The 22,546-nt window shown below is 66.5% G+C and carries 19 protein-coding genes; 17 read left to right on the top strand and 2 right to left on the bottom strand.

The window, feature by feature from the left end; genetic code table 11:
• Positions 1–47: 47 nt before the first annotated feature.
• From FHW94_RS17780 to FHW94_RS17730, 11 genes are all read left to right on the top strand, one after another.
• Positions 48–1,241: an amine dehydrogenase large subunit gene (locus FHW94_RS17780; RefSeq protein WP_246866234.1), complete on the top strand. Its 1,194-nt coding sequence runs from the start codon at positions 48–50 to the stop codon at positions 1,239–1,241.
• The gene (locus FHW94_RS17775) at positions 1,238–1,726 is read left to right on the top strand and encodes a MauE/DoxX family redox-associated membrane protein (protein ID WP_168557161.1); all 489 of its coding nucleotides are present in this window, start codon (positions 1,238–1,240) and stop codon (positions 1,724–1,726) included. The genes FHW94_RS17780 and FHW94_RS17775 overlap by 4 nt, the downstream gene beginning before the upstream one ends.
• Positions 1,726–2,316, top strand: coding sequence for a redoxin family protein (locus FHW94_RS17770; RefSeq protein WP_246866233.1), 591 nt, complete (start codon positions 1,726–1,728; stop codon positions 2,314–2,316). The genes FHW94_RS17775 and FHW94_RS17770 overlap by 1 nt, the downstream gene beginning before the upstream one ends.
• Positions 2,317–2,319: 3 nt before the next feature.
• Positions 2,320–2,886, top strand: coding sequence for a methylamine dehydrogenase light chain (locus FHW94_RS17765; RefSeq protein WP_168557159.1), 567 nt, complete (start codon positions 2,320–2,322; stop codon positions 2,884–2,886).
• A complete protein-coding gene (locus FHW94_RS17760) occupies positions 2,883–3,356 on the top strand; it encodes a cytochrome c (protein WP_349237548.1) in 474 nt (157 codons plus the stop codon). The genes FHW94_RS17765 and FHW94_RS17760 overlap by 4 nt, the downstream gene beginning before the upstream one ends.
• Positions 3,353–3,823: a cytochrome C gene (locus tag FHW94_RS17755; RefSeq protein WP_169475057.1), complete on the top strand. Its 471-nt coding sequence runs from the start codon at positions 3,353–3,355 to the stop codon at positions 3,821–3,823. Before FHW94_RS17760 ends, FHW94_RS17755 begins: the two co-directional genes overlap by 4 nt.
• A gap of 29 nt (positions 3,824–3,852) precedes the next feature.
• Positions 3,853–6,051: a TonB-dependent receptor gene (locus FHW94_RS17750; RefSeq protein WP_168557158.1), complete on the top strand. Its 2,199-nt coding sequence runs from the start codon at positions 3,853–3,855 to the stop codon at positions 6,049–6,051.
• A 74-nt stretch (positions 6,052–6,125) separates the two neighbouring features.
• Positions 6,126–7,529, top strand: coding sequence for an aldehyde dehydrogenase family protein (locus tag FHW94_RS17745; protein WP_168557157.1), 1,404 nt, complete (start codon positions 6,126–6,128; stop codon positions 7,527–7,529).
• Positions 7,526–9,169, top strand: coding sequence for an AMP-binding protein (locus tag FHW94_RS17740; protein ID WP_168557156.1), 1,644 nt, complete (start codon positions 7,526–7,528; stop codon positions 9,167–9,169). Before FHW94_RS17745 ends, FHW94_RS17740 begins: the two co-directional genes overlap by 4 nt.
• Positions 9,170–9,662: 493 nt before the next feature.
• Positions 9,663–10,649 carry a sensor domain-containing diguanylate cyclase gene (locus FHW94_RS17735; protein WP_349237547.1) on the top strand — a complete coding sequence of 329 codons (987 nt, stop codon included), beginning with the start codon at positions 9,663–9,665 and terminating at the stop codon, positions 10,647–10,649.
• 147 nt (positions 10,650–10,796) lie between these two features.
• Positions 10,797–12,515, top strand: coding sequence for a tannase/feruloyl esterase family alpha/beta hydrolase (locus FHW94_RS17730; protein WP_168557154.1), 1,719 nt, complete (start codon positions 10,797–10,799; stop codon positions 12,513–12,515).
• Between the two features lie 4 nt (positions 12,516–12,519).
• Here the strand turns inward: FHW94_RS17730 and FHW94_RS17725 are convergent, their stop codons facing one another.
• Positions 12,520–13,032, bottom strand: a complete 513-nt coding sequence (locus tag FHW94_RS17725; RefSeq protein ID WP_168557153.1) for a DUF3237 domain-containing protein — start codon at positions 13,030–13,032, stop codon at positions 12,520–12,522.
• Positions 13,033–13,153: 121 nt separating this feature from the next.
• Between FHW94_RS17725 and FHW94_RS17720 the strand changes: the two genes are divergently transcribed.
• From FHW94_RS17720 to FHW94_RS17705, 4 genes are all read left to right on the top strand, one after another.
• Positions 13,154–14,206, top strand: a complete 1,053-nt coding sequence (locus FHW94_RS17720) for an alpha/beta hydrolase (RefSeq protein WP_168557152.1) — start codon at positions 13,154–13,156, stop codon at positions 14,204–14,206.
• 36 nt (positions 14,207–14,242) lie between these two features.
• The gene (locus FHW94_RS17715; RefSeq protein WP_168557151.1) at positions 14,243–15,232 is read left to right on the top strand and encodes a LacI family DNA-binding transcriptional regulator; all 990 of its coding nucleotides are present in this window, start codon (positions 14,243–14,245) and stop codon (positions 15,230–15,232) included.
• Positions 15,233–15,479: 247 nt separating this feature from the next.
• Entirely contained in the window at positions 15,480–17,855 is a 2,376-nt protein-coding gene (locus FHW94_RS17710) for a TonB-dependent receptor (protein WP_168557150.1), read from the top strand.
• Between the two features lie 35 nt (positions 17,856–17,890).
• Positions 17,891–18,910 carry an alpha/beta hydrolase gene (locus FHW94_RS17705; protein WP_168557149.1) on the top strand — a complete coding sequence of 340 codons (1,020 nt, stop codon included), beginning with the start codon at positions 17,891–17,893 and terminating at the stop codon, positions 18,908–18,910.
• 326 nt (positions 18,911–19,236) lie between these two features.
• Here the strand turns inward: FHW94_RS17705 and FHW94_RS17700 are convergent, their stop codons facing one another.
• On the bottom strand, positions 19,237–19,758 hold the full coding sequence (locus tag FHW94_RS17700) for a hypothetical protein (protein WP_246866232.1): 522 nt from the start codon (positions 19,756–19,758) through the stop codon (positions 19,237–19,239).
• A 349-nt stretch (positions 19,759–20,107) separates the two neighbouring features.
• Here FHW94_RS17700 and FHW94_RS17695 point away from each other — a divergent pair, with 349 nt between their 5' ends.
• Together FHW94_RS17695 and FHW94_RS17690 are read left to right on the top strand one after the other, a co-directional pair.
• Positions 20,108–21,292, top strand: coding sequence for a GGDEF domain-containing protein (locus FHW94_RS17695; RefSeq protein WP_210425735.1), 1,185 nt, complete (start codon positions 20,108–20,110; stop codon positions 21,290–21,292).
• 72 nt (positions 21,293–21,364) lie between these two features.
• Positions 21,365–22,531, top strand: a complete 1,167-nt coding sequence (locus FHW94_RS17690) for a lactonase family protein (protein WP_168557146.1) — start codon at positions 21,365–21,367, stop codon at positions 22,529–22,531.
• Positions 22,532–22,546: the final 15 nt, after the last annotated feature.

The raw sequence follows: 22,546 nt of genomic DNA, 5'->3' as shown, positions 1-22,546 counted from the left end.
TCTTGTGTTGCACAAGGCGAGCCCATCGGCCGCCATTGGGGGGACACATGATGCGATCCTTCGCCCTTGCAGCAGGGCTTTCCCTATCGGTTCTGGCGCTTTCGATTGGGGGAAGCGGCACCGCGATTGCCGCGCCGGCTTTTCCCACTCCCTTGCCCGAGGAAACCCTGCCCAGCGTGGCCAAGCTGCCGGCGCAATGGCCGGCAAGCTGGGTGCTGATCCACGATTTCCGTTTCATGTCGATCGTCGACGGGCGAATTGCCGTGGTCGATACCGCCGATCCGGTCAGGCCGCTCAAGGGCCTGGTGCGCGCCGCGCAGTTCGCCAACATGCTGGTTTCGCCCGATCGCGGCGAAATCTACACCGCCGAAACGTTCTATACCCGCCTGTCGCGCGGCGAGCGCACCGACGCGATCACCATCTGGGACATGGCCACGCTTGAACCCAAGGGTGAGATCGTGCTGCCGGGTGGCAAGCGCCAGCAATCGGTCACCTATCCCCACTTGTTCCAGTTCACCAACGGCGGCAAGTGGGCGCTGATCGCCAATTTCACCCCGGCGCAATCGGTGACGGTGGTGGACCTGGCGGCGCGCAAGATCCTAAACGAGATCGACCTGCCGGGCTGCGCGCAGATCTATCCCACCGGGGAACGCGGCTTTACCAGCCTGTGCGCCGATGGCTCTGCCTTCAGCGTAACGCTGGATGAAAAGGGCGCGGCGGCCAGTTCCAAGACCGTGCTCAAGGTGCAGGACATCGATCGCCAGCCGCTGTTCGGCACGCCGGCGATCGTGGGCAAGACCGCCTGGTTCGTGAGCTTTTACGGCATGATCCAGGGCTTTGACCTGTCGGGCACGGTGATCCGTCCGCTGCCCGGCAGCTTCAGCGTGGGCAGCGCCGAAGGTGGCCAGCCCGAATGGCGCCCGGGCGGCTGGGAAGTGATCCACGCCGATGCCGCCGGCCGGCTCTATGTGCTGATGAGCCCCTATGGCAAGGAAGGCAGCCACAAGGATGGCGGCACCGAAGTTTGGGTGGTGGACCCGGTGAAGAAGGCCCGCGTCCAGCGCATAGCCTTGAAGGGCCAGAGCGTGGCCATTGCCGTGACGCGTGAGGAACAGCCGCATGTGGTGGCCGCGCGCGCCGATGGGGTGGTTGACGTCTATGATGCCGGCACTGGCGCTTTCGTGCGCACGCTGGGGGCCAATGTCGGCGCCAATCCGATCATGATCACGGTGCCGCGATGATGGCGCTCAACCTCTTTTGCGCCATGCTGCTGGCCGGATCGGCCGTGCACAAGGCCTTGGCCCGCGATCGGCTGGCGCCGGTGGCGGCGCGGCTGGCGGGTACCAGCGCCGCGCTTGGGCCCGTGGTTTTGCTGCTCGCCGGTGCTGGCGAGATGGCCGCCGCCGTGTTCCTGGTAACCCTGCCGCTCCACGCCGTGGGCGCGCTGCTCGCGGCGACGATCTGGGCATCCTATGCCATCGCGTTGTGGCGCAAGAGCGGGCAGACACTCGATTGCGGGTGCGACCTGGCCGCCCGCGCCAAGCCGGTGAGTCCCGCCATCGTGGCGCGCCCGGCGGCGCTGAGCGCGCTGGCCCTCATCCTTTCCACCCTGCCGGCAGCGCCGCTCACGCTTGATGCGCCGTTCGCCGCTGCCGGCTTTTTGGCACTGTATTTGGGCCTGAGCGAACTGCTCGCCACGCCCCGCCCTGCATGGAGGACCGCGTGATGCTGACCAGCCAGATCCTGTTGTGGACCGCCGTGATTATCCAGGCGCTGTTGATTGCCGCGCTCGCCCGCCAGGTGGGCGTGCTGCACGAACGCATTGCCCCGGCCGGCGCGCTCACCTTGCACCAGACCGTGGCCGTGGGTGAAAAGGCGACGCCGATGACGCTGGCCGATGTGGATGGCGCCCCGGTGGCCATTGGTGGCGCGCGCCAGGGCCGCAGCCAGCTGCTGTTCTTCGCTTCGCCCGAATGCCCGATGTGCAAGTCCCTGCTGCCGGTGCTGCGCAGTTCGGCGCGGGCCGAGGCCAACTGGCTTGACGTGGTGGTAGCCGGCGATGGCAGCAAGAGCGCCTATCGCGCCATGGCGCGCGAGCACGGCCTCGACGCGCTGCCGATGGTCTTGAGCGAAGCGCTGGGCCGCGCGTTCGGCGTCGCCAAGCTGCCCTATGCCGTGCTGCTGGACGAAGAGGGGCGCGTCGCCTCGCTCGGCCTCATCAACAGCCGCGAACATCTTGAAAGCCTGTTCGAAGCCAAGGAGCGGGGCGTCGCCTCGATCCAGGACTTCCTCGCCCGCCGCCACAAGGAGGCCTGAGCCATGCGGTTCGACAAGTTGACCGAAACGTTCTCCCGCCGCGTGGCGCGCGGCACCAGCCGCCGTTCGCTGTTGGCCCTGCTGGGCGCGGGCATGACCGGGGCCGCCGCCTTTCCGGTGCTGCCGGTGGCGCGCGCGGCCAGTAGTGAAGGGGGCCACGGTGCCCACCCCGGCGGCCCGGCGCGGCCGGCGATGGCCAGCGGGCTGGAACAGGACCCGGGCGACCAGGCGAGCTGCGATTACTGGCGCTATTGCGCGATCGACGGGTTCCTCTGTTCGTGCTGCGGCGGCAGCGTCAACACCTGCCCGCCGGGCACGGAAATGAGCCCGATCACCTGGATCGGCACGTGCACCAATCCGGCCGATGGCCGCGCCTATGTGATCAGCTACAACGATTGTTGCGGCACATCCTCGTGCGGGCAGTGCCTGTGCAACCGCAACGAGGGCGACCGGCCGCAAGTGCGCCCGCAGTCCAACAACGACTACAACTGGTGCCTGGGGTCGCAAAGCAGCGTCTACAACTGCTCGGTCGCGGCCGTGATCGGCGTGGCGCTGGAGAAAACCAAGTGAGGCGCGGGGCGATCCTGGCGGCGGCGGCCGCGCTGGGCGGCGTGGCGCTGATCGGCGCCTATCCGCTGCGTGCGGCGCCCGATGGCGCCACGGTCTTTGCCCGCTGCGCCGCGTGCCACACCCGCACCGGGGCCGGCGTGCCGGGGGCCTATCCCCCGCTCGGCGCCGATTTCCGCAGCCTGGCGGCCAAGGATGCCGGGCGGCGCTATATCGTGCTGGCCGTCACGCGCGGGCTGATGGGGCCGATCACCGTGGAGGGCAAGCCCTATGCCGGGGTGATGCCGGCGCAGGGCGGGCTGGACGATGGCGCCGTGGCCGCCGTGCTCAACCACGTCGGCACGCAAGTGGCCAAGGCCGGTCCGGCATTCCGCCCGTTCGCCGCCGAGGAAGTGGGCAAGCTGCGGCAAAGCGGGGCGGGCCTGGCCCCGGCCGACGTGGCGAAGCTGCACGCCGGGGCTGGCGGCAAATGAAGGCTCGGCCGCTTGCCCTGGTGCTGGTGGCCGGCAGTCTTGCGGCCACGCTGGCCACCGTTTCCACCCGCGCATCACCGGTGCCGGCAATGCGCGGCGTGGCCGATCCGGTGCAGGCGCGGACCGATTACCAGTTGAAATGCCAGGGTTGCCACCGCCCCGATGGCAGCGGCGACGGGGTTTCCAACCCGCCCATGCAGGGCGTGGTGGCACAGTTCCTGGGCGTGCCGGGTGGGCGCGATTTTATTGCCCGCGTGCCTGGCGTTGCCACCACCGATCTGGATGACCGGCGCCTCGCCAATCTGGTCAACTGGACGCTCTACACCTTTGACGCGCGGCACATGCCTGCCGATTTCCGGCCCTATACCGCGCGCGAACTCGGCGCACTGCGCCAACATCCCCTTCGGCTTGAGCGTGCCGCGACGAGAGCGCGCCTGGTCGAGGGCTTTACCACCAAGCAGGACTGAACAGGGAACCAACCAGCGGAGGGAAGTCCATGAGGAAGCACGTTTTCGGCGGGGTGGCATTGGCCGCGATCGCCATGGCAGACCCCGTGCAAGCACAAACGGCGCCACAACCCCAGGATGCCGCTGCGGCGCCGGGCGAAATCGTGGTGACGGCGGCCAAGCGATCGGAAAACCTGCAATCGGTGCCGATTTCGGTTTCAGCCGTTGGCGGCGATCAGCTGGCCAAATCGCGTATCACCAATGTGGATAGCCTGGTGACCAAAGTGGCCAACCTGCAGTTGACCAGCATCGTGGGGGACAACACGCCGATCTTTGCCCTGCGCGGCGTTTCGATGTCGGACTACAGCCTCAACCAGTCCAGCCCCGTGGCGACCTATTACGACGAAGTCTACAAGGGCAACTTCGCGTTCCTGGGCGTGGCGATGTACGATCTGGAACGGGTGGAAGTGCTGCGCGGGCCGCAGGGCACGCTCTATGGCAAGAACACCACCGGCGGGGCGGTCAATATCATCAGCCGCGATGCCAAGCTCAATGACACCAGCGGCTATTTCAACGCCGGCTATGGCAATTACAACCGGGTGGACCTGAACGGCGCGGTCAATGTGCCGCTGGGCGACAAGGCTGCGCTGCGCGTGGCGGGCACGTTCGCCCGTGCCGATGGCTGGTTCAAGAACGTGGTGCCCGGCATGCCGGACCTGGCGGAAACGCGCGAATGGGCGGTGCGCGGCACTTTGAAGTGGGAGCCGCGCGATGGCGTGCGCTTTACCCTGCGCGCGTCGCACTCGTTCCAGAACCCCCACAACTATGGCATCTATGCCCAGCCCGAGGCGAGCAACCGGGCCGGGCTTTCCACCTGGCAGATCGCCAGCGACGTGGCGACGCGGCGCCGCGCGGTGACCAATTCGGTGGCACTGACCGCCAATATCGATCTTACCGATGCGCTCGCGCTGACCAGCATCACCAGCTATGACGCCGGCACGCTGTTCTTTCGCGAGGATACCGACGGCACGGCCACGCGCCTGCTGGAAATTCCCTATTACGACAAGGCCAGCCAGTTTGCCCAGGACTTGCGCCTGACCAGCAATTTCGGCGGACCGTTCGATTTCATCCTCGGCGCCTATTTCAACCGCGAGAAAGTGTTCAACAGCACCTCGTTCGAAATCGCCACGGATGACGACGTGAACGGCGATGGCGCGATCACCGCCGCCGATTGCGCTGACGGTTTCCCGCTGGCCTGCAAGGTGAGCAACCGGTTCGACCAGGTGAAGAAGAGCGTCGCGCTCTACAGCGACCTCAAGTACAAGCTGACCGATGCGCTGACCTTGCGCGGCGGCCTGCGCTTTACCCACGATACCGGCTCGCAAAGCGGTTTCACGTCGAACGCCTATGGCTATGACGACGTGCTGGTCATGAACCTCATTCCCAATTCCACCCTGCGCTTCAAGACCGACAACCTGTCCGGCAAGATCGGGCTGGATTACAAGCTGGCGAGCGGCGCGCTGCTCTATGCCAGCGTCAGCCGGGGCTACCGCGCGCCCAGTTTCAACGCCCAGGCCTTCTTCGATCCCAGCGAATTGAGCGTGGCCAAGGCCGAGCAGGTGACGTCCTATGAAGTGGGCGCCAAGACGCGGGCGTGGGACCGGCGCATTACGCTCAACATGGCGGCGTTCTATTACGACTATCGCAACCAGCAGTTCATCAACGTCGATCCCAGCACGGCCGCGCAGACCCTGCTCAACATTCCCAAGAGCCGGATCTATGGCGCCGAAGCCGAATTGAGCGTGCGCGCCAGCGACGCGCTTTCGCTGCGCGCCGGGTTGGGGCTGCTGTCTGCCCGCATCCAGAAAGGAACGGTCAGCGGCACGGATGTGGCCGGGCGCAAGCTGTCCAACGCGCCGGACCTGACGTTCAACGCAGGGGTAGACCTGACGGTGGCCAAGGGCGGTTGGGGCGCGGTGTCGCTGCATCCCGAAGTGGCCTATCAATCGAGCCAATATTTCGAGGTGATCAACATCGCCCGGCTCGAACAGAAGGGCTATGCCCTGGTGAGCGGGCATATCGACTGGGAAAGCGCGGATGGGCGCTATTCCGCGTCAGCCTGGGCCAAGAACCTGGGCAACAAGCTCTATTTCACCTCGCGCGTCGATCTGCTGGCGGGGTTCGGGTTCGATTACAACCACATCGGCAATCCGCGCACCTACGGTGTGACGGTGGGCGCCAAGTTCTGATAGACTGCGGGCCGGGCGAAGGTGACGCAAGAGCGCCCGCCCGGTCAACGCGACAAGCGATGACGGAGAGAGCGATGCCTGAGATGAAAATGCTGATCGGCGGCGCCCTGGTGGCGGGCGACATGACGATGGACGTGATCAACCCGGCCACGGGGGAAGCCTTCCTCACCGTGCCGCGCGCCAGCGTGGCGCAGGCCGATGCCGCGATCGCGGCGGCCAAGGCGGCGCAGCCGGCCTGGGGCGCCACGCCGCTGGCCAAGCGGCAGCAGGCGCTGCTGGACCTGGCCGATGCCATCGGCGCGCGGGCCGATGAATTTGCCCGCCTCTTGACGCAGGAACAGGGCAAGCCCCTGCCCGAGGCGCAGGGCGAAGTGGCCTGGACGCAAGGCTTCCTGCGCCACTATGCCACGCTGGGCCTGGAAGATCGGGTCATCCAGGACGATGCCGCCGGGCATATCGTGGTCAAGCACCGGCCCCTGGGTGTGGTGGTGGGGATCATCGCGTGGAATTTCCCGCTGCTGGTGGCGCTGTGGAAGATCGGCCCGGCGACGCTGGCGGGCAATGCCATCGTGCTCAAGCCCGCACCCACCACGCCGGCCAGCGCGCTGCTGCTGGGCGAAATCTGTGCGCAGGTATTTCCCGCTGGCGTGGTCAACGTGATCACCGATGCCAATGACCTGGGACCGCATCTGACGGCGCATCCCGACGTGGCCAAGATCGGCTTCACCGGATCGACCGCCACGGGCAAGCGCATTGCCGCCAACGGGGCCGACACGCTCAAGCGCGTGACGCTGGAACTGGGCGGCAACGACCCGGCCATCGTGCTGGATGATGTTGACGTGCGCGAGACGGCCAAGGCGATCTTTGCCAATGCCTTCCTCAATTGCGGGCAAGTGTGCCTGGCAATCAAGCGCGCCTATGTCCACGCCGATATCTATGATGCCATGGCCGCCGAGCTGGCGCGGCTGGCGCAAGAGGCTGTGGTCGGCGACGGGTTGGAGCAGGGCACCCAGATCGGCCCGATCCAGAACGCGATGCAGTTCGACAAGATCAAGGGTTTCCTGGATAGCGCGCGCGCCGATGGCGTCATTATTGCCGGGGGCGCGGCGATGGAACGCGCCGGCTATTTCATTGCGCCCACGATCGTGCGCGATGTGACCGACGGGATGAAGATCGTGGACGAGGAGCAGTTCGGCCCGATCCTGCCGCTGGTGAAATTCGATGACGTGGAAGACGTGATCGCGCGCGCCAATGCCAGCGACTATGGCTTGGGCGGCTCGGTCTGGTCGGCCGATGTGGGCCGCGCCGCCGATATCGCCGCGCGGATCGACAGCGGGCAGGTGTGGGTGAACCAGCACCTGGCGATCGGCCCGCACATTCCCATGGCCGGCTTCAAGCAATCGGGCCTGGGCGTGGAGCAGGGCGTGGAAGGCCTGGCCGAATATGCCCAGGTGCAAGTGGTGAACATCAAGCGATGAGCGCGCTATCCCATGCCGTGGGGCCGACCGACGAGCCCCTGCTGAACCTGACCATCGGGCAGGCGCTGCGCCGCGCTGGGCAGGAATGGGCTGATGGCCTGGCGCTGGTTTCGCGCCACCAAGGCCTGCGCTTGACCTGGGCAGAGCTGGACGCCGAAGTGGACCAGGTGGCCACCGGCCTGTTGGCGCTGGGCATTGCCAAGGGCGATCGGGTGGGCATCTGGGCACCCAATGGCGCGGAATGGACGGTGATCCAGTTTGCCACCGCGCGGATTGGCGCGATCCTGGTGACGATCAACCCGGCCTATCGCACCAGCGAGGTGGAATACGCGCTCAACAAGGTGGGCTGTCGCCTGCTGGTGCTGGCGCCCCGGTTCAAGAGCAGCGACTATGTGGCGATGCTGCGCGAACTGGGGCTGGAGCGCCTGCCGTCCCTGGAACATAAAGTGGCGCTGGGCGCCGAAGCATTCGATGGCTTCCTGCCTTGGCAGGCCCTGCGGGCAGAGGCGGACCGGGCGGCGCTCGACCTGGCCGAGGCCAGGCTCGATCCGCACGATGCGATCAACATCCAGTTTACCAGCGGCACCACCGGTTTTCCCAAGGGCGCCACGCTGACGCATCACAATATCCTGAACAATGGCCTGTTCAGCGGCCGCACCATGGGCCTGGGGCCGGCAGACCGGCTGTGCATTCCGGTGCCGCTGTACCATTGCTTTGGCATGGTGCTGGGCAATCTGGCGGCGCTGACCAGTGGGGCGGCGATGGTCTATCCAGGCGAAGCGTTCGATCCGCGCCTGGTGCTGGAGGCGGTGAGCGCCGAAGGCTGCACCGCACTGCACGGCGTGCCCACGATGTTCATCGGCGTGCTCGCCCAGCTGGAGGCAGGCACCTATGACGTTTCCACCCTGCGTACCGGGATCATGGCCGGATCGCCGTGCCCGGTCAGCGTGATGCGCGCGGTGATGGAGCGGCTCAATATGGCCGAAGTCACCATCGGCTATGGCATGACCGAAACTAGCCCGCTGACCACCCAGACGGCCCGGACCGATCCCGTGGCAGAGCGCGTGGAAACCGTGGGCCGCGTGCATCCCCATGCCCAGGCCAAGATCGTGGACAGCGATGGCGCCGTGGTGCCCGTGGGCGTGCAGGGCGAATATTGCTCGCGCGGCTATGCGGTGATGCGCGGCTATTGGGGCGATCCGCAAAAGACCGCCGAGGCGATCGACGCCGATGGCTGGATGCATTCGGGCGACCTCGCCACGATGGACGCCCAGGGCTATATCCGCATCACCGGGCGCATCAAGGACATGATCATTCGCGGCGGGGAAAACATCTACCCGCGCGAGATCGAGGAATTTCTCCTCAGCCATCCCGAAGTGCTCGACGCGCAGGTCTTTGGCGTGGCGGATGACCGGTTCGGCGAGGCAGTGTGTGCCTGGATCATCCCGCGTCCGGGGGCAACGATCGACGAAGCCGCCGTGCGCGCGCATTGCCAAGGCCGCATTGCCCATTTCAAGGTGCCTGCGCATATCCGCATCGTCGAACGCTTTGCCATGACGGTGACGGGCAAGGCGCAGAAATTCGAGATGCGCAAGATCATGGAGGCGCAGTTGCGCGGTGTCGAGGCCAACCCGGCTTAGGTCGTGAACGCATAAATGGCGCCCCCGAGGTTTGAGGCCAAAGGCCCCGTCGCGAGGAGAAAGCGCGCAGGAATATCTTACATATTTCAAGTGCTTTCGACGCTGCGAGGGGGCCTTTGGGTCAAATCCCGAAGGGGCGCCAAAATGGCTTCCATCTCAGCCCAAAGTGCCCTTGCAAAGGCTGCCAGCCTTCGCGGCGGGCACTTTGGCCCGATATGTTCGCCATTTTGGCGCCTCGGGGGCGCCATTTATGCGTTCACGACCTAGCCGGAGCCCGCCCGGAACGCCCCGTAAAGGCACGATTGTGTTGTGGCAGGCCAGGTTCTATGGCCATCGTAACGACCGCCGATCACGAGGAATGCCGAAGGCCCGTTCTACGGTTCGGCAAGGTCGATGCGGTAGACATCGGGAAGGGTTTGCGCGCAATGAATCTCGCCCTGTTGCAGACCCTGGCGCCGGCGGCACGGGGATCGAAACGCATGAGGGACTTGTCGTGAAGCCTATTCGCACGGTGCTGGGGGACGAACCTGGGCGCATTGCCGCGCTGCATCGCCTCGACATTCTCGATACCGAGGCGGAGAGCGCGTTCGAGGATGTGGTCGCACTGGTGCGCGCGGCATTGCATGTGCCGATCGCAGCGGTCTCGCTGATCGATGCCGATCGCCAGTGGTTCAAGGCCAGGGTCGGGCTCGACGTCAGCGAAACCCCGCGCAGCGTCTCGTTCTGCTCCCACGCGATCGAGGACACCGAGCCGTTCCTGATCGCGGACGCGTTGGAAGACGTGCGCTTTGCCAACAATGCACTGGTCAATGGGCCGCCGAATGTGCGCAGTTACGCCGGCATCCCGATCCGGACGGCCGAAGGCTATAACGTTGGCGCGCTGTGTGCGATCGACCATCGCCCGCGCCAGTTCACGCCCACCGAAGTGGCGATGCTGTGCAACCTGGCCCGCATCGTCGAAAAGGAACTGGAACTGCGCCGGATTGCCGATCGCGATGCGCTGACCGGTTGCCTGACCCGCCGCGCCTTTGCCGAGCGCGCCGTGGTGGAGATCGACCGCTTCCACCGCTACGGCCGTCCGTGCAGCCTGGTCATGGCCGATATCGACCATTTCAAGGCCGTGAACGATACGCACGGTCATATTGCCGGCGATTGCGTGCTGCGCGAAGTGGCGCAACTGGTCATGCAGCTCAAGCGCGACGGCGATGTGCTGGGCCGGCTGGGCGGCGAGGAATTTGCCGTGTTGCTGCCCGAAACCAGCGCCGGCGCGGCGCGGGCGGCGGTGGATCGGTTCCGCCGCACGCTGGAACAGCACACCATGACTCTGCCCGGTGGCGAGCGGCTTCGCGTCACCGCCAGTTTCGGCATTGCCGAACTGATCGGCGGCATCACCATGCCGGACGAATGGCTCGCCGCTGCGGACCAGGCGATGTATGCGGCCAAGCGCGGTGGCCGCAACCGCTGCGAAATCTGCGCCTGATTTCCCCAAGGGAGCGCCGCAGCCGGATCGGATTATCCTTGCTGGGCACGCACATGCGGTTGCAATCGTTTGCGCGAATGTTATACCGCATTGCTATCTGGATCGTAACGATCGGATGGGAGAGGCGTGGCCTTATGGAGGATTTGCGTGGCCTGTAAGACGAAAAGCATGCGCCGCATGGCGCTGGCCGGCATCGCAACGGGCGCGCTGCTGGCGCCTGGCATGGTACTGGCCAAGACCGGCGCCGCCGTGCCTTCTGCCCAGGCTTGCGCGGCTTTGGCGCAGCCAGGCCGGGTGGCCTGGCCCGATACCACCACGCGGATTGTGGCGGCCACCTGGCGCGCGGCGGGATACGCGGTTCCCTTGCTTGGCCAGCCCGATGCACCCCCGGTCCAGGCGGCGCTGCCCGCCCATTGCGAGATCGAGGGCCTGATGCACGAGCGGCGCGGGGTAGACGGGCAAAGCTATGCCATCCGCTTCCGCCTGCGTCTGCCGGCGCAGTGGAACGGCCGCTTCCTCATGCAGGGCGGCGGCGGCACCAACGGCACCGTGGGCGACGCCATCGGCCAGGTGGGCGTGGGCCAGCCCTTTGCCCTGGGCCAGGGCTATGCCGTGCTCGCGCAGGATTCGGGCCACGACAATGCCACCAACACCGATCCGGCCCGCGGCGGCATGGTGGCCTTTGCCCACGATCCGCAGGCGCGGGCCGACTATGGCGGCGCCTCGCTGCGGCCGGTCACGCTCGCGGCCAAGGCGCTCGTTGCTGCCTATTATGGGCGTGCGCCGCGTTTCAGCTATTTCTATGGCTGTTCCAAGGGCGGGCAGGAAGGCATGGTCCTGGCCCAGCAGGAGCCCGACCTTTACAACGGCATCGTGGCCGCTGCGCCCGGTTTTGCCCTGCCGCGCGCCGCCCTGGCCGAGGCGTGGAACACCAAGGCGCTGGGCGGTGTGCTGACAGCGCAGGGCCAGGCGCCCACCGTGGCCGCGCTGGCCGGCAGCTTTTCGGTGGAAGCCGGGGCCAAGGTGCGCCAGGCGATCCTGGCGGCGTGCGACGGATTGGATGGGGCCAGCGACGGGATCGTGGCCGATGGCGCACGTTGCTCCTCTGCGCTGGTCGTGCCGCAGCTGCGCCAGGCCGGTCTTTCGGCCGCGCAGGTAGATGCGCTGGTGGCCATCCACGATGGCGTTCGGGACAGCGCGGGGCACCAGATCTATCCTGGCTTTGGCTGGGATGGCGGCTGGTTCGATCCGGGTTGGCGTATCTGGATGATGGGCAGCGCCGATGGGCGTGTGCCGCCGCTCAACGTCGTGCTGGGTGCGCCGTCGCGACTGGTGCTGTTTGCCACGCCGCCGGGCGCCGTGCCGCCCGCGCCAGACGCGATGCTGGCCGCACAACTGGCGTTCTCGCCCGACAAGGACGCTGCCGCGATTACCGCCACCGCGTCGGGCTGGCCGCGATCGGCCTGGGCCGATGTGGGCGCCCATCTGCCCAATCTTGACCGGTTCCGTGCCCGAGGCGGCCGCCTGATCGTGCCGCATGGCGCCTCTGACCCGGTGTTTTCGCTGAACGATACGCTGGCGTGGTGGCGCGCGCTCGATCGCCACAGCGGCGGTCAGGCGGCCGGATTCGCGCGGGTCTTCCCGGTGCCGGGCATGGCGCACTGCGCGGGCGGCCCGGCCACTGACCGCTTTGACGCGTTCCGCGCGCTGGTGCGCTGGGTGGAGCAGGGCCAGGCGCCCCAGGCGTTGCAGGCCAGCGCCGGGCCCGCCACACCCTGGCCAGGCCGCACCCGGCCGCTGTGCCGCTATCCCCTGGTGGCCAAGGGGAAGGGCGGCGCATCGGCTTGCGTGATGCCCAAGGGTTGAGGGGCTAGCGCACCTTGTAGAACGCGATGTCGACCGCAGGGTGGGCCGGATCGGTGCCACCCTCGATCGTGGCGACATAGGCACCGCCGTTGAGCCAGGTGAGGGGGCCAAGCGGCGCTTCGAACGTGGGCATGCTGTAGATCGGCGCGCGGGTGCCATCGGGGCCGGGGCACATCTTGCCGTGGTTGACCACGTTGAACACGGTGCCATCTGCGGCCTTGAGCATGTAATCGGCATGGAGTTCGGCGCAGCCCCCCGCGCCGTGCAATTGCCAGTCCCACCCGCCAGGCACCACCGTGCCGCGCAGCATCGGCCCTTCGAACGTGCCGCCGGTGATGCGCACCAGGCTGCGACTACCACGCGGCGTCTGCCCCACGTCGCGTTGCTCGCCCAGCAGGACATGGGCGCGAAACATGAGATCGAGCGTGGGTGCCGGCGCGGCGGCCCGAACCGTGGCCGGGGCTGCGAGCGTGCACAGGGCGGCCAGCAGTGCGGGCACGGCATGGATACGTGACATGGTGAACCTCTCCGACGGATTGTGAATGCGTAACCGATTGCGCAATTGCTTTTGGCATGCCACGAGGGCAGTGCAAGATGATTGTGCGCCAAGGCGCAATCGGGTGAGGGAAAATCAAGCGATGATCGATCGACGCAAACTCCTGTGCCACGGCGCAGCCAGTGTGGGTGCGGGGCTGGGCGTGGCCTTGGCCGGGCCTGCTGCCTGGGCGGCCGATCCGCTGGCTGGGGTGGACCCGGCGCTGCGCGCGGGTGCGGATGTCGTGCTCAAGATGGGAGCCCAGCTTTCGCCTTTGACGGCTGCCCGCCTGCCGATCCTGCGCCAGGGCAGCGCAACGATGGCAGCGCCGCTGCGTCCCGACGTGCCGGTGGAAGAGCGCAAGGTTCCGGTGGGTGCCGGCATTCCCGATGTGACCGTCTTCGTGATCAATGCCGGTGCCCGGCCAGGGCGCGCGCCAAGGCCGGCGATCCTGCATACCCATGGCGGCGGCTTCGTGGCCGGCGCGGCGCGCGCGGAACGCGGCTATCTGCAGGACTTTGCCAAGACGCTCGATTGCGTGATCGTGACGGTGGAATATACCTTGGCGCCCGAGGCGCGCTTTGCCCGGTCCACCGCCGAAACCTATGCCGCGCTGCGCTGGCTGCACGCGCAGGCCGAAACGCTGGGTGTGGACCGGCGGCGCCTGGCCGTGATGGGCGAAAGCGCGGGCGGCGGCCATGCCGCGCTGCTGGCGATCATTGCGCGCGATCGCGGCGAAGTGCCGCTGGTGCTGCAGGTGCTGACTTATCCCATGCTCGATGATCGCACCGGCAGCACCGTTACCCCGCCGCCGGGCGTGGGCAAACTGGGCTGGGACGCGCAGGCCAACCGCTTTGGCTGGGCCAGTTTTCTCGGGGCAACGCCGGGATCGCGCGCGGTTCCGGCCGCCGGCGTGCCGGCGCGCCTGGCCGATCCGCGTGGACTGGCGCCGGCGTTCGTAGCGGTGGGTGGTATCGATCTGTTCGTGGACGAGGATATCACTTATGCTCGGCGCTTGACCGATGCCGGTGTCCCGACCGAATTGCTGGTGATCCCCGGAGCCTATCACGGGTTTGACCGCGTCGTGCCCGATGCCGGCCCTTCGCGGCGGCTGATCCAGGCGCGGTTCGACGCTTTGCGCCGGGCCTTTGCCTGACCCCGGCTGCTGCGCCACGATCATGAAGCGGAACGCATGAATCTCAAGGAATTTGCGGAACTGGCAGGGGTTTCCACGGCAACGGCATCGCGGGCGCTGAGCCGGTCCGGCCGGGTAAGCGAGGAAACGCGGCAACGCATTGCCGTGCTGGCGGAAAAGCTGGGTTATCAACCCAATGCCATTGCCCGCAACTTGCGCACGCAGCGCACCATGACCGTGGGCGTCCTGGTGCCGATGGGCCACGATGCGTTGCAGCACCTGTCCGACCCGTTCTTCAACACCATGATCGGCTTCCTCGCCGATGCCCTGGTCGATCGCGGTTATGACCTGCTGCTCTCGCGCGTGCTGCCCAGTGACGAGCGCTGGCTCGATCGCTACATCGGCAGTGGCCGCGTGGATGGTATCATCGTGATTGGCCAATCCGATCAATATCATGTGATCGAAAGCGTCGCGCGCCGCTATCACCCCATGGTGGTCTGGGGCGGGCAGTTGCCCGGGCAGAAGCATTGCGCGGTGGGATCGGACAATTTCCGGGGCGGACAAATCGCGGCCGAGCATCTCGTGGCGCAAGGGTGCCGCAAGCTGGCCTATGCCGGGCCGGACCGGGGCGCCGAATTCGGCGAACGCCTGGCCGGGGTGCGCGCGGCATTGGCCGCGGCGGGCCTGCCCGAGCCGGTGGAGCTGCCATCGCATTTTGAACCCGATGCGGCCTATCGCGATCTTGCCGCGCACCTTCTTTCCCTTGGCCACATGCCCGATGGCATCGTTGCCGGCGCCGACGTGACGGCTGCCGGCATGATCAAGGCCCTGACCGAACTGGGCCACGACGTGCCCGGTGCCGTGCGGGTGATCGGCTACGACGGCCTGCCGCTGGGCGAGCAGCTCACCCCCACGCTCACCACGATCGACCAGCAGTTGCGCGAGGGCGCCAGAATCATGGTGGACTTGGTGTTGCGCCGGATCGCGGGCGAAGACACGCCATCGGTGCGGATCGCGCCCCGCCTGCTGCAGCGCGCGTCCACCTGATCGGGGCCCCGGCCGGCCTTTCATTTCCCTGCTGCACGAGCTTGATTCGCGCGGTTCAGCCGCGGCGAAGGCCTGGGCACGCCATTTCATGCCGTCCGGAATCTAATCGATTGCAATAAATTCGCGCCGCGCCATTGACGGTGCGTGGAAATGTGTGCAATCGATTACGCAACACACGAGGAACGGCGCGGGGTCTGCCCCATTCGCATCGGCGGGCACCGGCATCCTTGGCATCAGGGAGAGTGACATGATGAATCGCACCCAATGGCTGATTTCCGCCGGCGCATGCGCGGCTGCCGCGCTTGCCACCGCCGCGCATGGGCAGGCCGTGGAACAGGCTGCCCAGCCGTCAGACTCGCAGGCAGCGCCCGCCGAGCAGGCCGTGGGCGAAATCGTGGTGACCGCGCAGAAGAGCAGCGAAAAGCTCAGCAAGGCACCGATCGCGGTGAGCGTCGTGGCGCAGGGATTGCTGGATCGCCAGGGGCTGACCACGGGCGAGCAGTTGGCGACCACCGTGCCCTCGCTCAAGCTGTCGCAGAACGGTTTTGCCATTCGCGGCATTGGCAGCAACAACAGCTTCAGCGGCTATTCCACGGTCGCCACCCAGTTCGACGGGATCTACAATCCCTCGTCGGCCGCGCTGTCGATGGCGGTGTTCGATATCGCCTCGGTGGAAGTGGCGCGTGGGCCGCAGGGCACGGTCTATGGCCGCAACGCCACGGCGGGCGTGGTCAACATCAACACTGCCGATCCGGGCAAGCTCTATGGTGGCAGTGCCAGCGTGCAATATGGCCGCTTCAACGATATCCGCGCCCAGGCCGCGGTGGACCTGCCGGTATCGGATACGCTCGGCCTGCGTGTGGCGGCGTTTCGCCAGGTCAACGATGGCTATGGCCCGCAATTCAAGGCCGATCGGTTCGATCGCGCCGATCTGGCCGCGGTGCGCGTGACCGCCAAGTGGCAGCCGACGTCCTCGTTCAGCTGGCGCCTGTCGGGCAGCTATGGCGAGAACCACAGCACGGTGCCGGCTGTCTACCTGCGCAACTACACTTATTATCCGCAGGCCAACCTGACCACCGGCACGTTCGGGCCCGGCACGATCGTCCAGTCCGACGCCATCAATCCAGGCCTCGATCTGGTGACCGCCAATCGCCAGTCGATCAAGAGCTATGATTTGCGCTCCAAGGTCGTCTGGCAGATTTCCGCGCCGCTGACGGTGACCTGGCTGGCCGGCTATTCGCTGCTCAAGAACGATGGGGTGGTGGCCGCGTCGGGCGTGTTCTCGCAGGAATACCTGGGCCAGCGCACCCGCACCTGGTCCAACGAAGTGGACGTGAACTACGAAAGCGGGCCGCTCAAGCTGGTGGCGGGCGCTTATCTCTATGAAGACAAGCAGCCTTCGGGCCAGCGCCTGCTGCACGCGGGCAATACCGCGCCCGCGCCGTTCAACACCGTGTTCAACGCCTTTGGCCCGATCGTGGCGGGCACCGGCAACCAGATTTCGACGATTGCCGGGGTGGACGTGGTCAACACCTATTCGGGCACGGGCAGCCGTTCGCACGCGCTGTTCGGCCAGGCGACGCTCAAGCCGCTGCCCGGCCTGCGCCTGACCGCCGGGGTGCGCTCCACCTGGGATTCGGTGTTTTCGCGCGAACAGCAGCTGGTCTGCGCGGGCAATACGGTGACGCGCGCCACAGTCAGCGCCGATACCTGCCCGGTGGGCGGCACGCTTGCCTATACCGATGACCGCAACCGCGCGGCGGTGGACTTCAGCAAGGTGAATTGGAAGCTGGGCGTCGATGCCGACCTGACCCACGATGTGGTCGGCTATGTCACGGTTTCGACCGGGTACCGGGGCGGCGGCTTGCAGGCCAGCACCAACCCGGCCGGCTTCCGCCAGTATGCGCCAGAAACCGTCACCAACTATGAAGCGGGTCTGCGCGGCAATTTCTGGGGCAATCGCCTGTTCGTGGGCCTCACCGCCTATCAGATGGACTATCGCGACTTGCAGGTTTCGACGATCATCGTCGATCCGGTGCAGGGGCCGATCGCGGTGACGACCAATGCCGCCAAGGCGCGTATCCGCGGGCTTGAGCTGGAAACCACGTTCCGTCCCACGTCGGCCGATCGCCTGTCGGGCTATGTTTCGTTGATGGATGCGCGCTTCCGCAGCTTTGCCGACACGCCTGACGGCCTGCTTTATGCCGATACGATGTACAACATCTTTGCCCCGCTGCTGGGCTATGCATCGATCACGGCGGCCACCACCGACAATTCGGGCAAGCGTCTCGCCTTTGCGCCCAAGTTCAGTGCACGGGCCAGCTATTCGCACGCGTTCACCCTGGCATCGGGCGCCCGGATCACGCCGGCTGTGGATTTCTTCGCCCAGTCGATGAGCTATGCCACCGCGCAGAACATCGCACAGGGGCGCCTTGCCGGCTATACCAAGACCGATCTCAACCTGCAGTTCGACGACGCCTCAGGCCACGCCTATGTGAACCTGTTCATCAACAATGTGGAAGATCGCCGCATTCCCACCACCGTGGTACCGGTGTGGAGCTCGACCACGGCAAGCTATGCCCCGCCGCGCACCTATGGCGTTCGCGTCGGTTTCAAGTACTGATCGAGGCCGGACTCGGGAATGGGAAACGACAGGAAATGGACCAGGGTATCGATCGGCGCGGCGTGCTGGGCATGGTGGGTGGCGCGATGATCGCTGGTCCATTTCCGGCCGCGGCCACGGCGGCGCAGGCCACGGCGCGCGTCAGCGTGCCGCCGCCATTGCAAACCCTGATCGGGGCGAGCGACCTGCCGGCGGCCTGGCGAGAAGCAGAAGTGGTGCCGCTGTGGGACGGGCCGCCGCCGGGCGGCACTTTTGCTCCGCCGCAGCGCCCGGCCGGCCTGGCCGCCACGTTCATTACTGGCGTGAGCGCGCCGGCGCTGCACGTGTTTCGGCCCCGGCAGAGCAATGGCCGGTCGCTGCTGGTCATTCCCGGTGGCGCCTACAGCTTTGTCTCGGTTCGCAACGAAGGGCTGGACGTGGCGCAGGCTTTCACCGCCCTGGGTTATACCGTCCATGTCCTGGTCTATCGCCTGCCGGGCGAGGGGTGGACGGCGCGAGCCGATGTGCCGCTGGCCGATGCGCAGCGCGCCATGCGCCGCATCCGGGCACTGGCTCCGCGCCATGGGCTTGATCCGGTCCAGGTGGCCGTCATGGGCTTTTCGGCAGGCGGGCATCTGGCCGCGTCGCTGCTGACCGGGTATCGTGAGCCGTTGTTTGCGCCGGGCGATCATCTCGATACGCTTGATGCGCGGCCCGCATGCGGCGTCCTGGTCTATCCGGTGATTGCGATGCGCGCCCCTTATGGCCATGCCCTTTCGCGCGAACTCCTGCTCGGGCCCGATCCCGATGCAGCCCTGGTCGCCCGGCGTTCTCCGGCCGAGCATGTCGACGCACAGACGCCGCCGACGATGCTGGCCCACGCTTTCGACGATCCGGCCGTTCCCTGGCAAAACAGCACCGCGTTCATCGAGGCGATGCAAGCGGCACGGCGACCGGTGGAAGCGCACTTCTTCGAAGAGGGTGGCCACGGCTTTGGCACCGGGCCGGCCAATGCGCCGGCCGGGCAATGGCCGCGCCTTGCAGCAGCCTGGCTCGACCGTCACTTGCTGGCTTGATTAAACGCTGCGGCGGTTTGCGATCTTGCTGGTCGGCTGCGGCGAGGGCGGAAATTGCCAGTTTTGGCGTGCATTGGCGGTGACTTTGCCAAGAGGACGAGCCGACGTGATGTGAGCCGTAAAGTGCATAATAAAGGTTATGTTAAATGAGATTGAGCGCATAGTTGCAAACCGCGCAACTGTCCTTGCTCCCTTCGCACTTGCACCAAGCCCCGATTTCACCCATTTGGAGCAGGCCTTTCAGGCATCCTCTCCCAAACTCAAAACGGCCAGCCTTCGGGCTGGCCATTTTTTTGCCTGTCGTTTGCGCTTGCGGCCGGTTCGGTTCAGATTGTCTTGCCCAGTGCGCGCTTGACGGCAGGGATAATAGTATAAACCGCTTCACGCTGGGCACCGCGGTTTTCATGATCCACGCAATAGCCTTGGTAATGCCTGCGGATCAGCCCGGCGCGAACCAGGTCGGACACCGCACGGCTGACGTTGGTGCGCCCGGAATGGCGCAGCCGCTCGCGCAGTTCGGTGGCGATCGCCTGCTCGGCCAGGGCCGGATCATTGGGCAAGGCGCCGCGTGCCACGAGCTCGGCACGTACTTGCTCCACCACGGCACGGCGCCGCGCATCGCGCTGGGCCATCGGCATCAGCGCGTCGCTCAACCAGTCACGCACCGGGATCGCCTGGCCGCCTTCACGCACATAAGGTCCGGCGCTGTCTGACGCGCCTGCGGCCCTGGCGATGAGGTTGAGGACCATGAACGTATAACGCGGCCTGGCAGAGACTTGGGCCAGTTTTTCGAGCACGGCCGGCAAGTCCATGTCGTGATCTGCGGGCGGCGTTGGCATTGGCTTCATGCCCGGCTTGGCCATGCCCCCTGCTCCGGCGCGCAGGCGGCGTGGTCTGCGCGGGGCGACGGGCAGATCCGTTGCGAAGAGGTCAGGCTGAAACATGCGAACATTTCAAGCACAAACCGACTCTCTTGTGAATCCCCTCCAGGCCATGGGCACGCTTGTCGCGTCGATTAGTCATGCGTGACACTTTACCCGAGCGCTGCGGTAAAGTGTCAGCCGTGACTTTCGCAAACCACCCGAATGGGATATTAGCAATCCGCTCAGTCACTGGCGGTATGGTTTAACGACAGGCAGATACCCAGGCCGGCGGCGCTTTGTGCCGCCGTGGCGAAGGATGGCGGGGCGCTATGCGATGATGGTGATTTCGCAACTCCTCGATATCGGCACGTTGCTGATCATCAATGCGCTGATTGCCACCATGTCGCTGGTGGCCTTGGCGGTTGCCACCCGCCATATCGGCAATCACGATGACCAGCGGGGGGCGGCGTACCTTGCCGCTGGCTATGGCTTGATCGCCGCGGGTTTTGCCATCCTGTTTGCGCCGGGCTTCATTCCCGTGCTGGAGAGCGGGGCGTTGTGGGGCAACGCCCTGCTCGACCTGGGCACGATTGCGCATTTCCTGGCGCTCAATGCCATTTGCCAGCGCCATGGCGCCGAATTCTGGGTGCTGCCCGTGGCCCTGGCGCTGGGCCTGTGCGAATTGGCGCTGGTGGCGCGCATCGGGCCCGATATGCGGATGATGGTGGCGCTGGGCGCCGGACTGCGCGCTTGTGTGGCCATGGCCACGGTGTTTGCCCTGTGGCGGTGCCACGATCCGGCACGACGGCCGATCGCACTGATCCTGGCGGGGTTTCACATTGCCTGGATCGTCATGCTCGTCCTGCGCATCACCTGGTGGCTGGGCAGCGATGCCAGCGGGCGCGGGTCCGATCCCACGTCCAGCTTCGGCTTGACGGCGCGCCTGCTGCTCACCTGGGCGATCGCGCCGTGCTATCTGTGGATGATCAAGCGCGAAGTGGATGCCGAACTGATCCGCCATGCGCGCCAGGACCCGCTGACCGGCGTCGCCAACCGCCGCGTGATCTGGCAACTGGCCGAAGCGCGCTGCGGCCGCCCGCGTGGCAAAGTGGGCGTGATCGCGATCGATATCGACCATTTCAAGCAGATCAACGATCGCTATGGCCATGGCACCGGCGATGCCATGCTGATGCTGGTCGCCGAGGTGCTGAACCGCAACTTGCGCAGCGGCGACGTGCTGGGGCGCATCGGGGGCGAGGAATTCCTGATCCTGCTGGCCGACGACAAGATCGATGCGCGTGCCGGCTTGGCCGAACGGCTGCGCCAGGCCGTGGCCGATGCGGCGCTCACCCTGCCCGATGGCACGCCGCTGTCCTGCACGATCAGCCTGGGCCATGCCGCGATGGCCCTGCCCGGCAAGGGGTGGGAGGCCGCAGTCCAGGCGGCGGACCGGGCGCTTTACGCTGCCAAGCACGGCGGCCGGAACCGCGCGATGGGCGCCGAGGAGCTGGCCGCCTGATCGCCGCTTGACGGCGCGCGGTGCAACGGCCACTGCCACGGCGCATTGCCGGCAAGAGAGGGCGTCGACCACATGGATTTCAAAGTCTTCGCGCAGGGTATCGCGCTGGCATTGGGTGCTGCCGTGCTCGCCCCCCTGCCCGCATCCGCGCAGCCGCTGTTGGTGGGTGGGTACACCGGCCAAGGCGGCCAGGGCATCGCCGTCTATGATTTCGATCCGCGCACCGGCACCATCGTCGCGCGGCCCCTGCAGGTGGAAGCGGCCGGCAATCCTTCGTGGCTCACGCTTTCGGCCGACGGCCGCCATCTCTACGCCGTCAACGAAAACGGTGACGGGCAAGCTGACCCGGTCGGGCGGGTTTCGGCCTATCGTCTCGATCCGCGCAATGGGCGCCTGGCGTTTCTCAACCGCGTCGCGTCCCTTGGCGCGGAGCCAACGCATGCCAGCCTCAGCCGCGACGGGCGCTTTTTGTTCATTGCCAACTATTCGGTATCGGCCGATCCGGGCGGCACGCTCGCGGTAGCACCGGTTCTGGCCGATGGCCGCCTGGCGCCGGTCATCCAGGTCAAGACGCACCATGCCAGCCTGGTCGATGCCGATCGCCAGGCGTCTGCCCATGTCCATTCGGCGGTGTCCTCGCCAGATGGCCGCTTCGTCTTTGCGCAGGATCTGGGGGCGGATCGCATCTATGCCTATCGCTATGATCCCGCGCAGCGCGAAAATCCGCTGTCGGCCGTGCCCGGGCAGCCCTTCCTGGCATTGCCTCCCGGTTCGGGCCCGCGCCATCTGGTCTTTGCGCCGGGCGGCCACCAGGCCTATGTGACGCTGGAAATGGCGGGCGCGGTGGCCGTGCTCGATTACGCCGAAGGGCACTTGGCGGTGCGCCAGGTGGTGCCGCTGGCCCCCGCCGGCTTTGCCGGCAAAGTGGGGGCGGCGGCACTGCATCTTTCGCCCGATGGGCGTTTCCTGGCAGTGACCGACCGCGGCACCGACAATCACCTGGTCAGCTTTGCCATCGATCCGGCCAATGGCACGTTGACGCAGGTGGACCGGCGCGCGGTGGAGGGCATCCAGCCACGCGAATTCGCCTTCGCCCCCGATGGCCGCTTCGTGCTGGTGGCCAACCAGGGCAGCAACGCCATTGCCGTGTTCCGCCGCGATCCGCAAACCGGCGTGGTTGGCGAAAAGGTGCAGACGCTGGCATTCAGCCAGCCATCGGCGCTGCTGTTCCCGCGCTGACGGCCAGGCACCGCG

Origin of the sequence: Novosphingobium sp. SG720 (assembly GCF_012275365.1) — a bacterium.
Lineage (GTDB): Bacteria > Pseudomonadota > Alphaproteobacteria > Sphingomonadales > Sphingomonadaceae > Novosphingobium > Novosphingobium rhizosphaerae.
The sequence above is the reverse complement of the archived record's forward strand: the minus strand, read 5'-3'. Positions and strand labels throughout refer to the sequence as shown.

Coding starts and splice junctions, on each gene's coding strand:
- FHW94_RS17780 (WP_246866234.1), top strand. CDS start 48: ATGATGCGATCCTTCGCCCTTGCAGCAGGGCTTTCCCTATCGGTTCTG.
- FHW94_RS17775 (WP_168557161.1), top strand. CDS start 1,238: ATGATGGCGCTCAACCTCTTTTGCGCCATGCTGCTGGCCGGATCGGCC.
- FHW94_RS17770 (WP_246866233.1), top strand. CDS start 1,726: ATGCTGACCAGCCAGATCCTGTTGTGGACCGCCGTGATTATCCAGGCG.
- FHW94_RS17765 (WP_168557159.1), top strand. CDS start 2,320: ATGCGGTTCGACAAGTTGACCGAAACGTTCTCCCGCCGCGTGGCGCGC.
- FHW94_RS17755 (WP_169475057.1), top strand. CDS start 3,353: ATGAAGGCTCGGCCGCTTGCCCTGGTGCTGGTGGCCGGCAGTCTTGCG.
- FHW94_RS17750 (WP_168557158.1), top strand. CDS start 3,853: ATGAGGAAGCACGTTTTCGGCGGGGTGGCATTGGCCGCGATCGCCATG.
- FHW94_RS17745 (WP_168557157.1), top strand. CDS start 6,126: ATGCCTGAGATGAAAATGCTGATCGGCGGCGCCCTGGTGGCGGGCGAC.
- FHW94_RS17740 (WP_168557156.1), top strand. CDS start 7,526: ATGAGCGCGCTATCCCATGCCGTGGGGCCGACCGACGAGCCCCTGCTG.
- FHW94_RS17725 (WP_168557153.1), bottom strand. CDS start 13,032: ATGTCACGTATCCATGCCGTGCCCGCACTGCTGGCCGCCCTGTGCACG.
- FHW94_RS17720 (WP_168557152.1), top strand. CDS start 13,154: ATGATCGATCGACGCAAACTCCTGTGCCACGGCGCAGCCAGTGTGGGT.
- FHW94_RS17715 (WP_168557151.1), top strand. CDS start 14,243: ATGAATCTCAAGGAATTTGCGGAACTGGCAGGGGTTTCCACGGCAACG.
- FHW94_RS17710 (WP_168557150.1), top strand. CDS start 15,480: ATGATGAATCGCACCCAATGGCTGATTTCCGCCGGCGCATGCGCGGCT.
- FHW94_RS17705 (WP_168557149.1), top strand. CDS start 17,891: ATGGACCAGGGTATCGATCGGCGCGGCGTGCTGGGCATGGTGGGTGGC.
- FHW94_RS17700 (WP_246866232.1), bottom strand. CDS start 19,758: ATGAAGCCAATGCCAACGCCGCCCGCAGATCACGACATGGACTTGCCG.
- FHW94_RS17695 (WP_210425735.1), top strand. CDS start 20,108: ATGATGGTGATTTCGCAACTCCTCGATATCGGCACGTTGCTGATCATC.
- FHW94_RS17690 (WP_168557146.1), top strand. CDS start 21,365: ATGGATTTCAAAGTCTTCGCGCAGGGTATCGCGCTGGCATTGGGTGCT.